This is a genomic window from Rhodospirillales bacterium, from assembly GCA_016710335.1.
Lineage (GTDB): Bacteria > Pseudomonadota > Alphaproteobacteria > Rhodospirillales > Defluviicoccaceae > JADJXQ01.
Window position 1 is genome coordinate 399629 of sequence record JADJXQ010000001.1, and the last position, 14875, is coordinate 414503.

The following is a 14875-nucleotide window of genomic DNA, read 5'->3' on the forward strand; positions in this document are numbered from 1 at the left end:
ACATGCACCCAAGGGCCCGCGCTCCCCGGCGACCAGGGCCCTGCCGCGGTCCCGCCGTCCCGGGTCGCAAGGCAGCGGTGTGCAAGAGGGGCAACGGCACTTTGAAAGGGCAAGGGCTCAGTGCTGACACATCTAACGGAACGATCCCACGCCGGGACCATGCGTGGGATCGTCCGATGATCAGTGATGGCACCAACTGTACGATTTGTCCGTCAGCGGATTCAGGAAGACGCTACCGCCCCAACTCGTCCATGTGTTCGATTCGAATGGGTCAGATCCGCATGACAACGAACAGCCGCGTGTGACGATCGTGCAATACTTGATTGCGCCGCTGCACCAGGACGCCCTCTGTGCCTTGGTCGGCGCGCTCCTCAACTCATGCGCAGCGCGCCATCGATACGGATGACATCGCCGTTGATGTAGGTGTTGTCGACGATGTGCAGGGCGAGGCGGGCATATTCACCCGGATCTCCCAGCCGTGACGGAAACGGGACCGAGGCCCCCAGCGAGTCCTGCACATTTTGAGGCAGACCGGCCATCATCGGCGTGCCGAAAATGCCCGGCGCGATGCAGACGACGCGCACGCCCGTCTTCGCGAACTCACGAGCCGCGGGCAAGGTGAGACCGACCACACCAGCCTTGGAAGACGCGTAGGCAGCCTGGCCGACCTGGCCTTCGAACCCGGCGATCGAGGCGGTGTTGATGACCACGCCGCGCTCTCCGTTGTCGAGCGCTTCCGCGTCCAACATGTCGGCAGCCGCGAGGCGCATGACGTTGAACGTGCCGACCAGATTGACCGCGACGACCTTGTTGTACTGGTCCAACGGGTGCGGGCCCTTCTTGCCGACGATCTTGATCGGCGGCGCCACGCCGGCGCATTGCACGACCACGCGCGCGACGCCATGTGCGTCCCGTGCCTTGACAATCGCCGCCTGCGTCGATTCCCCGTCCGAAACGTCGCAGATGCAGGCGATGCCGCCGATGTCGCCGGCGACCCGTTTGGCAGCATCTTCGGCCAAGTCGAACACGGCGACTTTCGCTCCCGCCGCCGCCAGCGCACGCGCGGTGGCTTCACCGAGGCCGGAGCCGCCACCGGTGACGATTGCCCCTACTCCTTTTACGTTCATGCTTTCTCTCTCCCCTTTGCGTTACGCAAAGCGACAAAATGTGCCTTGCGCAAGGCACCATCTGTGTCGTCAACGAACTTCATCAGGTCATCCGTCGAATCGGCGGTCCTGCCTGCTCCAGAGCGACGGCGCAGGCAGGACTTAAGCCAGATCGTCTCTCGTCTCAGCCGTTGGATTGGCTGCAGCTCAGGAAAGCCGCTCGATCGCCATCGCCGTTGCCTCGCCGCCGCCGATGCAGAGGCCGGCGACGCCTTTGCTCAGGCCATGCTTCTCAAGAGCATGCAGGAGCGTCACGACGATGCGCGCGCCCGAAGCGCCGATCGGGTGGCCCAGCGCGCAGGCGCCGCCGTTGACGTTGACCTTGTCGTGCGGGATGTCGATGTCGCGCATGGCCGCCATGGTAACGACGGCGAAAGCCTCGTTGATCTCCCACAGATCGACGTCATCCTTGTTCCAGCCGGCCTTGTCGAGGAGCTTGTGGAACGCCCCGATCGGCGCCGTCGTGAACAGGTTGGGCTCCTGGGAATGGGTCGAGTGCGCGTGGATGACGGCGAGCGGGGTGACGCCCTTCTTCTCGGCGTGCGAGCGACGCATGAGCACCAGCGCCGAGGCGCCGTCGGAAATCTTGCTGGAGGTCGCGGGGGTCACGGTGCCGTTCTTGCGGAACGCCGGGCGCAGGGTCGGAATCTTGTCGATCGCGAGCTCGAACGGCGCTTGGTCCTTGTCGACCAGCCGGTCGCCCTTGCGCGCCTTGACGAGAACCGGCGTGATTTCCTTGTCGAAGGTGCCGTCGTTGTTGGCGTTCTGCGCACGTTTGACGGACTCCATCGCGAAGGCGTCCTGGGCCTCGCGGGTGAACTGATACATCTCCGCGCAGTCCTCCGCGAAGGTGCCCATGGCGCGGCCCTCTTCGTACGCGTCCTCGAGCCCATCATAGAACATGGAATCCTTGAGGGTGTCGCCGTGACCGAGGCGATAGCCGGTACGGCCCTTGAGGACCATGTAGGGGGCGTTGGACATGTTCTCCATGCCGCCGGCAACAACGATGTCGTGCGAGCCGACCAGAATGTTGTCGTGCCCGAACATCGCCGACTTCATCGCCGAGCCGCACATCTTGGTCAAAGTCGTCGCGCCCACGTGCCACGGAATGCCCGCGAAATGGGCCGCTTGCCGGGCCGGCGCCTGCTTCAGGCCGTGCATCAGGCAGCACCCCATGATGACTTCGCCGATGTCGTCCGGGGACACCTTGGAACGGTCCAGCGCCGCCTTGATCGCGGCGCCGCCCAGGTGCGTCGCGGTCACGTCTTTGAAGTCGCCGAGCATACTGCCCATGGGGGTGCGGGCGGCTCCTACGATCACGACCGGATCTTCGGGTAGCGACATGTCTCTCTCCCTCAGTCTGTTCTGCTGTCAATTCGATGCGCCACCGCCAGGATCGGCGGATGGCGGAAGAACGCACGCCTAATCGATTGAGAGGTATCAAGCAAGCCGGTTCTACAAGGCGTGGGTGACACACCCGCGGCCGACGTCCTTGGCGCAGCGCAGTATGCTCGGCCCATCGCGAACGGCGCAAGCTGTCCCGCCCCTACTGTACGGCCCGTCACACATGACGAGACAGTTGAGCTTCAGCCTCTAAACCCTCCAGACGCGCGGCTCATGTTACGCAGTCGCAGCAACCCCTGCAAGTCTGGCGCGTTTCTCCGCGGCCCATGCCCTGCAGCGTGAGATGCCAGGGAAGACCCCGCAGCGTGCGATGCGAGGGAAGACGATGTCGCCGCGGGCTTGACATGTGACGGAGATGGAGCCATAGTATTTATATGTAAACAAGGAATGGAGGGTGCTCGATCAGCATGACTCCACCGGATGAGTGTTAGGTTGGCGGCTACTTGGCACCGCCACGTTATTCAAGTCCAAGCTTGTCTCGACCTTGTCGAGCGCGGAGTTCCGCGATCCTCCGCAAACCAAGCCCCCGTCTCAGGATGAATTTCCTTGAACGGGGGCTTAAGTGTTGTGGCGCTCACTGTAACGCGGATCCGTGTCCAATCTCGGGCTCCGCTCCGCAACGCCGCAGTCTTCAACGTTGCGATTCACAAGGCCGCACGGGCGTCTCTACGGGATCCGTCGACGAACGGCAAACCGCCAGCGCCGTCCGTTTCGGCGCTGGCAGGACGCGCGGTCAAGTGCTTCCCGTTAATCCTTCGCTAACCAAGCCTTGCCAATCTCAGTCCACACATATTCCACGGATCTGGCAGGATAGCGATATGATGACGATCTTGGATCAGGACCAGCGGGTTTTCTTCGATGACGCTTTCGACGTGGCGCATGATTGGGTGGAGGTCGCTGACGACCTCCCTGGATACGACGATGAACCGGTCGGAGAGTTCCGGAAGTTCGCGCGAAACGTCGACGACTTTCTTCCGTTCGACTAGACCCGCTTCTGCACCGGGTGCGAGCACAGGCACGATGTCCACGTGGACAAGTTTGGTGCGGCGCCGCTATGGTGCATCAACGGCGTTGTCGGGGGCACGGCAGACGACCGACAGGCGGTCAGGTGCGGGAAACGAAGTCATGAGGGGCGTTGTCGTTGTACTTCTAGCCGTCACAGCGGTCGCCGGATGCGCGGCCACGGCCGGCAGCACCAACAACCCGTCCCCGCCGACCGCTACTCTGCCGGTCGCCGGCCGAGGCGAAGTGTTCTCGCCGTCAACCGGCATTCTCTGCGACCGCGGCCAGCGCGTCTGCTTCGACACCGAAGGGGCGTCGGACAGCTATACGGACGTCTACCTCGGGCGTGAGGCGGTTGACCTCATGGCAGCCAAGCGCATCCTGGGAGAAGCCACCTGGACCCGAGACGGTTTCACGTTATCCAACGGCGTGTCCTGTGACCTCGCGCGGCGCACCTGCAGCGAGATCAGCTACGCACAGGTGTTGTTTGGCGGCCAGTGACGCCGACGCCGACCGGCCTCAGCGACGCAGCGGCGCAAGCGAAAGCAGCACAACTCCAATGACGAAGATCGATGCTGCAACCCACAGCGCGACCGGGGAATAGGCGGGAACCGAGCCGACGAATTCCACTGTGTGGCCCAGCGAACATGAATCCGAGGTAAAGTAGAAGCACTCGCTGGCCCTTTTCACGTCGCCCCCGAAGTACTGCTCGAAAAACAGGAACCACCAGGCGACAGCGCCACCGAAGATGAGAAATCCTACAGTTATCAATGTCTTGCCGACTTTTGCCATGCGATCGTCAGTTCCTGCCTGCCACCGACCCTGCCGCGAAAAGAGCACCGATCGACCATCTATTGCAACATTTGCCGCGAATGGAGTCCGAGGCAGCCTCAACACGGGATAGGGTGTTGACGCCCGGCACCTGTACAGGCTCTAAGCTCGGCTCTGCTCCTCCACATGAAGCGACCGCTACTGAGGAAGAACATGATCAACCATCATACCGCGCTTATTTACACCATGGTCCTCGTATCCGCCGCTGATCGCGACATGACGGACGCGGAGCTACGCAAGATGGGCGAGGTCATCCGTGGGCTGCCGGTCTTTCATGGCTACGACCACAATCAGTTGCCAAGCACCGCATCGAGTTGCATCGAGTACCTTGACGATGACGACGGCCTCGACAAGACACTCGCCGCCATCAAGGATGGCCTGCCCCCGAAGCTCCGTGAAACCGCCTACGCGCTGGCCTGCGACGTCGCCGCCGCAGACGAGCATATCAGCCCGGAAGAGATCCGGCTGCTGGAGATCATTCGCGAGCGCCTGGAGATCGAGCGCCTGGTCGCGGCCGCGATCGAGCGAGCGGCGCGCGCCCGCTACACGAAGTAGAGCCTCCCGCCTTCCCCGTGCCTCACCCTCTGAAACGTTCAGGGTGAGAATACCGGATTTCGCTACCGAAGGCCCGTCAGCCCCAAGGCCGGCGAAGAAGCTGGCGACGGAAGACCGTCGGAGAACGAGAATGGGCCGCACCCATACGCGGTGCGGCCCGTCACGAATGCTCTTTGAGCGGGAGGGGTAACCTAGAAGTCCATGTCGCCCATGCCGCCCATTCCGCCCATGCCGCCGCCCGGAGGCATCGGGGGGCCCTTCTTCTCGGGCTTCTCGGCGACCATAGCCTCGGTCGTCACGAGAAGGCCGGCCACGGATCCCGCGGCCTGCAGAGCGGTACGTACGACCTTGGTGGGGTCGATGATCCCCGCCTTGAACATGTCCACGTACTCGTCCGTCTGAGCGTTGAACCCGATGTCGAGGTCACCCTTCTCGACGAGCTTGCCGATGACGACTGCGCCGTCGTGGCCGGCGTTTGCGGCAATCTGACGCGCCGGCATTTGGAGGGCGCGGCGGACGATGCCGACGCCGACCTTCTGGTCCTCGTTGCCGGGCTTGAGGTTATCAAGGGCTTTCGCCGCATAGAGCAGCGCCACGCCGCCCCCGGGCACGATGCCCTCTTCCACCGCCGCACGGGTTGCATGCATGGCGTCTTCGACCCGGTCCTTCTTTTCCTTCACTTCGGTCTCGGTGGCGCCGCCGACCCGAATGACGGCAACACCGCCGGCCAGCTTTGCCAGCCGTTCCTGCAGCTTTTCCCGGTCGTAGTCGGAGGTGGTGTCCTCGATCTGCGCACGGATCTGGTTGCAGCGGCCCTGGATGTCGTCCTTCTTGCCGATGCCCTCGACGATCGTCGTCTCTTCCTTGGTGATCATCACCCGCTTGGCTTGGCCCAGCATGTCGACAGTGACGTTCTCGAGCTTGAAGCCGAGATCCTCGCTGATCACCTGACCACCGGTGAGAACCGCCAAGTCTTCCAGCATAGCCTTCCGCCGGTCGCCGAAACCGGGCGCCTTGACCGCCGCGACCTTGAGACCGCCGCGCAGCTTGTTGACGACCAGGGTCGCCAGCGCCTCGCCCTCGACGTCCTCCGCGATGATCAGCAGCGGCTTGCCCGACTGCACGACCGCCTCGAGCACCGGAAGCAGCGGCTGCAGGCCGGAAAGCTTCTTCTCGTGGATGAGGATGTACGGGCTATCGAGCTCGCAGGTCATCTTCTCGGCGTTGGTGATGAAATAGGGCGACGTGTAGCCGCGGTCGAACTGCATCCCCTCGACCACTTCCAGCTCACTGGTCAGGCTCTTGGCTTCCTCGACCGTGATCACGCCCTCCTTGCCGACCTTCTCCATCGCTTGCGCGATCATATCACCGATCTCGCGCTCACCATTGGCGGAGATGGTGCCGACCTGGCCGATCTCCTCGTTGGTGTTGACGGTCTTCGAGCGTTGCTTGAGGTTCTCGATGACGGCCGCGACGGCCATATCGATGCCCCGCTTCAGGTCCATCGGGTTCATGCCGGCGGCCACCGCCTTGGCGCCTTCGCGGATGATCGCCTGAGCGAGCACGGTGGCGGTGGTGGTGCCGTCGCCGGCTTCGTCAGAGGTCTTGGAAGCGACTTCCCGCACCATCTGCGCGCCCATGTTCTCAAACCTGTCGCCAAGCTCGACTTCCTTGGCTACGGTCACGCCGTCCTTGGTGATGCGCGGCGCGCCGAAGCTCTTGTCGAGCACGACGTTGCGGCCCTTGGGCCCCAGCGTCACCTTCACGGCGTCCGCCAGGATGTCTGCGCCCCTGAGCAACTTCGCCCGGGCTTCAGCGCCGAATTTTACGTCCTTACCAGCCATGGTCCTCAATTCCCTTGTTCACGTTTGCGAATCCGTTTGCGCAGCGGCGCATCTGGGAGACGCGCTGTCGCTGCAGCAGCTTTCGCGTTCGTCCTGTAAATTCCGTTCGGGTGTCTGATCGGCTCCGACGCGCTACCGCTCAATGATGCCGAACAGGTCGGACTCCTTCATGATGAGGAGGTCTTCGCCATCGATCTTGACCTCGGTGCCCGACCACTTTCCGAACAGCACCCGATCCTTCTCCTTCACGTCGAGCGGCACGATGTTGCCGTCGTCGCCGCGCGCCCCCGGCCCGACGGCAATCACTTCGCCTTCCTGGGGCTTTTCCTTGGCGGTATCGGGAATGATGATCCCCGCAGCGGTTTTTTCGTCCTGCTCGATCCGTTTCACGACGATACGGTCGTGCAGAGGCCTGAATTTCATCGTTATCCCTCCATCATAGTGGATGCACTGGCAGAGCATGCGGCGTAACGAGCCGGCGCCGCCTGCTAGCACTCTCTTAACATGAGTGCCAACGATCTAGGCTGATCCCTGCTCTCTGTCAACTGCAGGGCGTGGAAATTCTGCCTCACCAGAGTTGCATATCGCGCGGATCGGGGGCTTGAAGAGAGGTACGCCGCCCCGCCGCATGTGCAACCTTTTCGCTCCACTTCCAGTCCCCGCACGCGCCCTTGCAGCCCGACCGGCCCCGCGCTAATGTCGGTCACCGTCAAGCTGCCGGTCGCCGGTCGCGTGGCGTCAAAAATGCGCCCGTAGCTCAATGGATAGAGCGTCTGACTACGGATCAGGAGGTTGGGGGTTCGAGTCCTCCCGGGCGCGCCATAAATTAAAGGCTTAGCGGATTCAGAGGAGTTCCGGTTTCCAACTTTTTCCAACCGATTTCCAACTCGGTTGGAAACGGCGGAGGCGCGGGGCGGTCTGCACCGGCCTTGCGGCCCCGCCGACGCCGGTTTCACGACTGAACGTCAGGCGTTAAGCCGGGGTCCCGCGAACGCGAAAGGGCCCGCTCGGAGGCGGGCCCTCGAAGAGGCGGCTGCTTCGCCGCCCGGGTTGGAAAAGTTGGAAACTCAGTCGCCGCCGCCCTGCCGCGCGCGGAACGGCACCACCTCCGCCGGGCGCCGACGCCCGCCGCGGTGCGCGACCCGCTTCGCCATCGCGTTCTCGGCGAGCTCGCGGGTGTAGACCAGGTAGCGCTTGAGGATGGTGTTGACCGTCTCCACCGAGTGCCCCGTGATCGCCGAGATCTCGAGGGTGGTGCAGCCGGCCTCGGCGAGGCGGGTCACCGCAGTGTGGCGGAGGTGCTTGAACTGGATCGCCGCCAGCTCTGCCGCGACCTCGTCGTCGAGATCGTCGCCGAGGCTCTCGTCGAGGACCGCAGCAAGGCCGCCCGGGATGCGGTAGGTGCGCCTGCTCTTCTTCCGCCGCGAGGTGCCGGGCGCGGGCTCGAACTCCTTGACCACGGGCGGCAGGGACGCCGGCGCCGCCGTGCGCTCGCGCCTGGCTGCCACCACCGCCGCCGCCGCCGCGGTGCGGGCGTGCTCGAACCAGTCCGCGAACTTGCGCTGCTGGTAGGGGCGGTGGTTGCCCTCGCTGACGATGAGCGTCTGCGGGCGCGCGTCCGCCGGCAGCTGCGTCCGCCACGCGTCCTGCCGGTCGAGCTCGGCGTCGATGCGTACGACGAGCTCCTCCACCTTGTGGATCGGGAGCGCCACCCGGGCGCCGGTCTTCTGCTGCGCCAGCACCACCTCTCCCCGCACCTTGAGCGGGCGCGCCCACGTGAGGATGTCCCCCTGGCGCTGCCCCGTCCAGTCGCCGAGGGCGACGGCGAGGGCGACGGAGTGCCGGCCCAGCTGCTCGGCCGCGAGGATGATGGCATCGACCGCGGCCGGCGACCAGACGCGGGCGGTCACCGGCAGCTCCTCCAGGTTTGGGTCCGCCGCCGGGTTGGTGACGCCGGCGAGCCCCTCCTGGTTGCGGATACCCCAGTTCAGGAGCAGGCGCAGGACGCGGATCACGTAGTTCGCGCCCGCCGGGCTGCGCGTGGCGAGCGCCCTGTGCAGGTCCCGAACCAGGCGGGCGTTGATGCTGGCGACCGGCGCGTCCGCCCCGGCCCACTCCTTGAGGCTCTCGAGGTGGCGGGCGTAGTCGGTGCGCGTGCGTTTGGCGAGGCCGGCGAACTCGTCCGACGCCTCGTAGGCGGCGACGAGCTCGCTGAACGTGACGAAGCCGGCGGCGCTGGCGGGCTCGCTGCTGTCGGCGAGCGGCGTCTTGCCGCCGCCCGCCCCGCGCCAGGCGGCGAGCTTGCGGTTCCACGCCTCGGCCTCGGCGATCGCCTCCGCCTCGACTGCGGAGAGGCCCACCAGCTGCCAGCCGGCGTCGCGTAGGTCCTTCTTGGGCTGCCAGTAGAAGTAGGTGCGCTTGCCAGATCTCTTAGCGACGAAGTAGGGGATATTGACTTTGATCTTTAATGCTCCTCCCAAGATAAAAGCAGGTTTGTTGCGAGCTGGACAAAAGGTGGAGGAATCTGGTCGCCATTCACCAGTCCACTAATTGTTCTTGAGTACGTGACAATTGCTTCCTAGTCGCCGGTGGGAACGACTTGCGGTTGGAGCGTGCCCCCGGAGGACGAACGCGCAAGCTGCCTCGAGCACTGCAGAATAGGTGCATTGCACGTGCCGCAGGAATCGCCACAATGGCTCAAGCGATAGAGGCGGCTTGCCGAGAGGCGCCGACCGCACGTGTGATGCTCCGGGGGGAGACTCACCATGATCGATCCGCACGCCTGCACGTTCGTGCTCGGCATCTGCAACACAGAAGGCGAGGCGATCCGGCATCAGCTCGACGCCTGCGGCGCGGGGAACAAAAACGGCGAGTGGCGGAGGCTGGACGTGGTTCCGCGGAAGGGGACGCAGCCGCAGCCGCTTTCCGTCCTCCACCATCGGGACCTGCAGGGGTTCCACCGCACGGTAGTGCTGATCGGCTGTTGCGACCCCGGCATGGAGGAGATGATCCGCGCCACTGGCCGGCGGGTGGTGGCGATTGACGACCGGGCCATGGTCGCCGCGGACGGGACCCTCATGGACCGTCGCAACTCCTGCACCGCGCTGGAGCAGGTCGAGGCGCTGCTTGGAGACCGGTCACCGCACCTCGAGCGCGACGCCATCATCGCCAACGCCCGCGGCGGCATCCCGGCGTTGGCGGAGGCGCTGTGGCGCAAGGCCGATCCCCGCAAGGATCCCCCGAAGCGGGCGCCGCGGGTCGACTGGGCGGACGAACTTGGCATGCCGGTCGACCCTCCTGTCGAACCCGGCGATCGAGCGGCCGCGGTCCCGGTCGAGGCACCGAAGCGTCCAGACCCGGAATGGCACGAACAGCATGCGAAAATCGCCGAGCAGGTCTGGGCGGTGCGAAAGCGGGACCATGAGCGCGCCAAGGAGGCCCTGAAGGCGGCCGCGCCCCCGCCGCAGGCGGAGCATGTCCCGACCCTGGAAGCCGCGGTCGAGGCGCTCCGAAAGCAGACCGGCGGCGTGCGCCGCCGCGTGTTCGCCACCGGCCGCAACGCGGAACGCGAGGACGATCCGGAGCTGATCCTGGTGACGGCGCCAGAGCCTTTCCGGCCGGTGCTGGAGGACGCCATCTACCGGTGGATGTACGAGACGCACGGCTCGCCGCTGACCCATCGGCTTGAGATCCTGGCGCTGTACGAGTCCGAGCGCAAGGAATTGGCGCTGGGCGGCCGAGCCCGGGTGGTGGGTGTCGAGCTGCACACTGACGGAGCGAGGCGGCCGTTGGTCGAGGCGCTGCTCAGGCCCGACACCCGGCGCGAACTCGGCCTCGAACGGCTCACGATCGAGATCTCAGGCATCGACGCGGTGAGCTGCCGTCTGACCGATGCGCTCGGCAGCGAGAGCCGGGCTCTCAGCCGTCTCGCCGACTGGCTCCTCGACGACCTGCTCACCGGCAACCGGCCGCTTCGCGCCTGGCGCACGTCGTTCCTGCAGCCGCTCCGGTTCCGCGACAAAGAGCGGTTCCGCCGCCTGCGCCGCGAGCTGTTGCGAGAGGATGACCGGCTGCGGACGGCTTCAGGCGCGACGGGTTTCAAGCTCGTACGGCCGGACGATGAGGAGCGCGCCTATTTCCTGCTGCAGCTTCGCCCGCACATCGTGCCCATACGTGACCGCGACGAGATCCCGCCCGGAGAGGACGGCCGGGACGCCACCCTGTTGTCGTTCGAACGGACCGACACGAAGCTGAGCCTCCGCCTGACCCGCGCCGACTACGACCAGGCGATCGCGCACGACATCGTTTCCGTCCGCCTCCACCTGTTCGCGGAGAACTGCCTGGTGGTCGAATGGACGCTGGCTTGGGAGGCGGTCGAGGACGAAGAGGAGCGGCGGCGCGGTGATCCCGAGGAACACCGGCGGCTCTGGCGGCTCTACCTCGAGCGCCTGCCGCAAGCGGCTCCCTCCCTCGCCGCCGTTCTCGACCTCAACCGTCACGCCCGCTTCGTGTACTCGAGCTACGAGGCGAAGGAAGTGTCCGGCAACGATGCGATGAAGAAGCGCACGCTGATCCGGCTGATGGCGGACGGGCAGGTAGCAGCCGCCCTCAACCACGCCGCCGGCGTCAGCATCCGGCAGCCGTTCGAACCCTGGTTCCGGGTTTTCCTGCAGAACGCGCTCGGCGCGCACGTCGAGCCGGAGGACTTCGAAGGCGAGCACATCGACCTCCTCAGCGACGATCGCGCCCGAGTGATCTCCTCCGTCGTCGCCTGGGGCCGACAGCCGACGGGAGAGGCCGGCACGGAGGCGTTCCGTTGCCTCCGCGCCCGACTGCACATGGTGGAGGAGTACGACAGCGGCTGGCCCTACGATCCCGGATTTTCCGAGACGGAGCTGGAGCAGGGCAGCTACGCCCGCTTCAACGCCGGCGGCACCTGGTTTGGCATCTCCAGCCACAGCTTCGTCTGCCTCACGTTCGGCGACTTCGGCCGCAAGGTGGTGCACGGAACGCACATGGCATGCGTCTACCGCCGGATGTTCGTGCTGACCCTGCTGCACGCGGCCGCGCTGCAGGCCTTCGCCAGCGACATTCCCAAGAGCCTCGAGGCGTGGACGCCCGGCGAGCGCCTGCCGGACGCCTACCGTCGGCTGCGCCCGGTGTTCCTCCGCTTCACGAACCTCTTGTGGTTCCACCGGGTGTCGAGCCAGGTGCAGGGCGTCGAGCTGTTCGAACGGATGCAGCAGCAGGCCGGACTCGAGCGCGAGTACGGACGCATTCAGCAGGAGATCGCCGACACCGACAGCTATTGGCAGGAGGAGTCCGAGATCCGCCGCGAGGAGCGGATGCGGGCGCTCACCCTACTCGGCATTCCCTTCGCGGTCATGCTCGCCCTCTACGGCCTCCGCGGCAAGCCGGGAAGCAAGGACGGCAGCGAGCCGACGCACGACTGGTGGGGCTGGCTGCTGAACAGGCTGGGCGGCATGTCGGACGAATGGGCGGCGGCGCTCGTCGCCGTGTTCGTCCTCGTCGCCGGCGTCGTTGCCCTGTTCGCCCTTCGCGAGCGCGACGTCATCACAGCCAGGAACGGTATCCGACGGGATGCGACCGGCGCATCCGAACGTGGCTGGCGGGCCGGCCTGAATTGCCTCCTCGCTGGCCTGAATCGCCTCCTCAAGCGCGCGTTCCGGGACGCCGTTCCGGTTATGCTCGTGGCGCGACTGGCCACGTTCGTCATCGTCCTTGCCGGTCTCATTGTCGTCTCGTGGCTGCTTGCTGCTGCGGCCGACGGCGAGTTCCTCGCCATTGCATTGCTGCTGGGGCTGCTCGCGGGTGTGTCTTACGGTGTCTGGCTGCTGGTTCCGGCGCGCTGGCGCGAGCGCGTCATAGGATGGCGGCGCCGCTGGCAGGAGCGGCTGCTCGCGGCCAAAACCGGATCATCCGTGGAAAGCAGAAATGATTGATATATGGTGCTTTTTCGCGCGAACTGGGTACAACCCCTTCATCGCCCTGGGAAGGCCGGTCATCCGTGGAAACCGCCTCAAAATTTTCAGCTTGCAAAGCAGCATATCAGGGGGTAGGTTCCTGCCCGCGTGCATTGCGCCCGCGGTGAAAACTTGTTGAACATTCAAAGATCTCCTGTTCGCGGGAAGTTCCTGCCCGCGTGCATTGCGCCCGCGGTGAAAACTCACGAATTTCTCCCTCTCCCTTTTAGTACAAACCCCGTTCCTGCCCGCGTGCATTGCGCCCGCGGTGAAAACTTCAATGCCGGGGTCAAGAGAGTCGGGTCATGGAGGGCGGTGCAGTTCCTGCCCGCGTGCATTGCGCCCGCGGTGAAAACTTCATCATGGTGACGAGAAAGGCGTTGACACCCGTTCCTGCCCGCGTGCATTGCGCCCGCGGTGAAAACACATATTCCTTCGTACAGGTATCATTTTCTGTTCCTGCCCGCGTGCATTGCGCCCGCGGTGAAAACCCGTCCATGCGCCGCTGAATTGGTTGTTGTTGAGTTCCTGCCCGCGTGCATTGCGCCCGCGGGGTAGTGTCCAGAGTCTTTCGCACTTTTCCGTGGGTGATGGCCGTCCGGGTCATGCGGTTTATGCGGTCAGTTTTGCTCGTGCAGCGGCTGCATGTTCAGGTAGCGGCGGGTGGACCAGTGGGTGCCGGCGATGTGCCTCAACCTGGCCGCGGCCAGGTTGAGGGCGCTTTCGCCGTCGGGGAATCTCCCACCACCCGGGTTCGCCGGCGGATCTCGCGAATGATCCGCTCCGAGCGGGTTGTTGGTCCGGATCCGCCGCCAGTGCTCTTCCGGGAAGTGGTAGTAGGTCAGTGTCTCTTCGACAGACTGTGCGACCAGGTCGGCGGCCTTGCCGAGCTTCTGCGCGCGCAACTTGCTGACGACCTCACCGGCCTTGGCCTTCGCCGTCGCCAGGTCCTCGCTGGCATGGATGGCCTTCAGCATCCGTGCCGCCTCGCGCACCTTCGGCGCCGGCACGTGGCTGAAGACATTGCGGTAGAAATGCACGACGCAGCGCTGCCAGCGGGCCTCCGGGTAGAACTCGCCAACGCTCTCGACGAGGCCGAGACAGGCATCGCTGGTGATCAGTTCGACCCCCGTCAGCCCGCGCGCCTTCAGGTGGGCGAGAAAGCCGCTCCAGCCGGCCTTATCCTCCTTGGCGCCCTCGCAGATGCCAAGGATCTCGCGGAAACCCTCGGCGTTGACGCCGATGGCGATGAGCACCGACACATTGCGCACCTCGCCGGCCCAACTCCGCTTCAGCACCACGCCGTCGAGGAAAACGTAAGGATGGCAACCCTCGATCGGCCGGTTGCGCCAAGCTTCAATGTGCTTGTAGATGCGCTGATTGAGCGTGCTCGGGCTCACCCGCGTGCCCCACAGCGCCTGGGTGATGTCCTCCACCCGGCGCACCGACACCCCAGCCAGATACATCTCGATCAGCGCTTCCTCCACCGACGTCTCTCGCCGCCGGTAGCGCTCGATGATCGCCGTCTCGAACGTCTGGCGGCGCAGCTTCGGAACCTTGAGGCGAACCTCCCCGGCCCGCGTGTGCAGACCGCGCTCGTACGAGCCGGCGCGGGTGTCGCAGCGCGCCTCCGTCCGCTCATAGCGCGCCGCGTTGCACAGCCGGTCCGCCTCCGCATCCAACAGCGCGTTCAGCGTCTCCTCCACACTGCCGCGCACGATCTTGCCTAGGTACTCGCGGGTCTGCTCCTCGTCGATCCGAACCACATTGCTCAACGACTTCGTCTCTGTATCCTCGCTCATGGTGGCTCCCTCCGTCCGGCGTTGGATGCTCGCAACACCCAACACATCTAGACCCGGGCGCCACCACCCAATCTTGTGCGAACGATTCAATACGTCATCGCCCGCGGTGAAAACCATCGTCTTGTCTCCTCTCCATGTCCGTCTTGTTTCGATGTTCCTGCCCGCGTGCATTGCGCCCGCGGTGAAAACTCTCGCCCCTGCTGTCGGCCTCCTCGGGATGTTCCTGCCCGCGTGCATTGCGCCCGCGGTGAAAACGTCATCCGGATCCCAGCCGCTTTCCTCAAACG

Annotated in this window: 11 protein-coding genes, 1 tRNA gene and 2 CRISPR repeat arrays (1 of these 14 only partly in view); of the genes, 5 read left to right on the top strand and 7 right to left on the bottom strand. The window is 65.1% G+C overall.

Going from position 1 to position 14875, the window contains the following annotated elements; genetic code table 11:
* Positions 1–371: 371 nt before the first annotated feature.
* Together IPM60_01815 and IPM60_01820 are read right to left on the bottom strand one after the other, a co-directional pair.
* Entirely contained in the window at positions 372–1127 is a 756-nt protein-coding gene (locus tag IPM60_01815; GenBank protein MBK8906673.1) for an SDR family NAD(P)-dependent oxidoreductase, read from the bottom strand.
* Between the two features lie 186 nt (positions 1128–1313).
* The gene (locus tag IPM60_01820; protein ID MBK8906674.1) at positions 1314–2510 is read right to left on the bottom strand and encodes an acetyl-CoA C-acyltransferase; all 1197 of its coding nucleotides are present in this window, start codon (positions 2508–2510) and stop codon (positions 1314–1316) included.
* A gap of 878 nt (positions 2511–3388) precedes the next feature.
* Between IPM60_01820 and IPM60_01825 the strand changes: the two genes are divergently transcribed.
* Together IPM60_01825 and IPM60_01830 are read left to right on the top strand one after the other, a co-directional pair.
* Entirely contained in the window at positions 3389–3556 is a 168-nt protein-coding gene (locus IPM60_01825) for a hypothetical protein (GenBank protein MBK8906675.1), read from the top strand.
* A gap of 139 nt (positions 3557–3695) precedes the next feature.
* Positions 3696–4073, top strand: a complete 378-nt coding sequence (locus tag IPM60_01830) for a hypothetical protein (GenBank protein ID MBK8906676.1) — start codon at positions 3696–3698, stop codon at positions 4071–4073.
* Between the two features lie 18 nt (positions 4074–4091).
* Here IPM60_01830 and IPM60_01835 read toward each other — a convergent pair whose 3' ends face one another.
* Complete coding sequence (locus IPM60_01835) at positions 4092–4364, bottom strand: hypothetical protein (protein MBK8906677.1); 273 nt, start codon at positions 4362–4364, stop codon at positions 4092–4094.
* Between the two features lie 192 nt (positions 4365–4556).
* On the opposite strand from IPM60_01835, the gene IPM60_01840 reads away from it, so the two are divergent.
* A complete protein-coding gene (locus IPM60_01840) occupies positions 4557–4958 on the top strand; it encodes a tellurite resistance TerB family protein (protein MBK8906678.1) in 402 nt (133 codons plus the stop codon).
* Positions 4959–5149: 191 nt separating this feature from the next.
* On the opposite strand, the gene groL is transcribed toward IPM60_01840, so the two are convergent.
* Complete coding sequence (groL, locus tag IPM60_01845; GenBank protein MBK8906679.1) at positions 5150–6802, bottom strand: chaperonin GroEL; 1653 nt, start codon at positions 6800–6802, stop codon at positions 5150–5152.
* 132 nt (positions 6803–6934) lie between these two features.
* On the bottom strand, positions 6935–7225 hold the full coding sequence (gene groES / locus IPM60_01850) for a co-chaperone GroES (GenBank protein ID MBK8906680.1): 291 nt from the start codon (positions 7223–7225) through the stop codon (positions 6935–6937).
* A gap of 323 nt (positions 7226–7548) precedes the next feature.
* Between groES and IPM60_01855 the strand changes: the two genes are divergently transcribed.
* Positions 7549–7624: transfer RNA gene (locus tag IPM60_01855), tRNA-Arg, on the top strand.
* A 245-nt stretch (positions 7625–7869) separates the two neighbouring features.
* On the opposite strand, the gene IPM60_01860 is transcribed toward IPM60_01855, so the two are convergent.
* Positions 7870–9282, bottom strand: a complete 1413-nt coding sequence (locus tag IPM60_01860; protein ID MBK8906681.1) for a hypothetical protein — start codon at positions 9280–9282, stop codon at positions 7870–7872.
* Between the two features lie 285 nt (positions 9283–9567).
* Between IPM60_01860 and IPM60_01865 the strand changes: the two genes are divergently transcribed.
* A complete protein-coding gene (locus IPM60_01865; GenBank protein ID MBK8906682.1) occupies positions 9568–12765 on the top strand; it encodes a hypothetical protein in 3198 nt (1065 codons plus the stop codon).
* 117 nt (positions 12766–12882) lie between these two features.
* Positions 12883–13346: direct repeats of the CRISPR family, unit length 36 nt; unit sequence GTTCCTGCCCGCGTGCATTGCGCCCGCGGTGAAAAC.
* Positions 13347–13406: 60 nt separating this feature from the next.
* On the opposite strand, the gene IPM60_01870 is transcribed toward IPM60_01865, so the two are convergent.
* Positions 13407–14588, bottom strand: a complete 1182-nt coding sequence (locus tag IPM60_01870) for an IS256 family transposase (GenBank protein MBK8906683.1) — start codon at positions 14586–14588, stop codon at positions 13407–13409.
* A gap of 78 nt (positions 14589–14666) precedes the next feature.
* Positions 14667–14875: direct repeats of the CRISPR family, unit length 36 nt; unit sequence GTTCCTGCCCGCGTGCATTGCGCCCGCGGTGAAAAC (it continues 686 nt past the right edge of the window).